This is a genomic window from Pseudomonas sp. GW821-FHT02H09 (assembly GCF_059421425.1).
This window is the reverse complement of sequence record NZ_JBWKVA010000053.1, coordinates 1-885: the sequence shown is the minus strand read 5'-3', so window position 1 is coordinate 885 and position 885 is coordinate 1. Positions and strand designations below refer to the sequence as shown.

The window sequence follows — 885 nt, the reverse complement described above, 5'->3', positions numbered from 1 at the left end:
CAACATCTGCACCGCGCAGGTGCTGCTGGCCAACATCGCCAGCATGTACGCCGTCTACCATGGCCCCAAAGGCCTGATCCAGATCGCCCAGCGCATCCATCAGCTGACCGCGATCCTCGCCCAAGGCTTGAGCGCACTGGGCCTGAACGTCGAGCAGGAACACTTCTTCGATACCCTGACCCTGGCCACCGGCGCCAACACCGCCGCCCTGCACGACCAGGCCCGCGCCCAGCGCATCAACCTGCGTGTTTTGGATGGCGAGCGTCTGGGTCTGTCGCTGGACGAAACCACCAGCCAGGCGGACATCGAAACCCTGTGGAGCGTGCTGGCCGACGGCAAGGCCCTGCCGGACTTCGCCGCCCTCGCCGCCTCGGTCGAAAGCCGCATCCCGGCTGCACTGGTGCGCCAATCGCCGATCCTCAGCCACCCGGTGTTCAACCGTTATCACTCGGAAACCGAGCTGATGCGCTACCTGCGCAAACTCGCCGACAAGGACCTGGCCCTGGATCGCACCATGATCCCGCTGGGTTCGTGCACCATGAAACTCAACGCCGCCAGCGAAATGATCCCGGTGACCTGGGCCGAATTCGGTGCCCTGCACCCGTTCGCCCCGGCCGAGCAAAGCGCCGGCTATCAGCAGCTGACCGATGAACTGGAAGCGATGCTCTGCGCCGCCACCGGTTACGACGCCATCTCCCTGCAGCCCAACGCCGGCTCCCAGGGTGAATACGCCGGTCTGCTGGCGATCCGTGCGTATCACCAGAGCCGTGGCGAAGACCGTCGCGACATCTGCCTGATCCCCTCGTCGGCCCACGGCACCAACCCGGCCACCGCCAACATGGCCGGCATGCGCGTGGTGGTCACCGCGTGCGATGCCCGCGGCAA

At 66.1% G+C, this 885-nt stretch carries 1 pseudogene; it reads left to right on the top strand.

Annotation, left to right across the window (positions count from 1 at the left end):
- A pseudogene (locus AC07VR_RS31605) lies at window positions 1–885 on the top strand (glycine dehydrogenase (aminomethyl-transferring)); the annotation flags it as partial.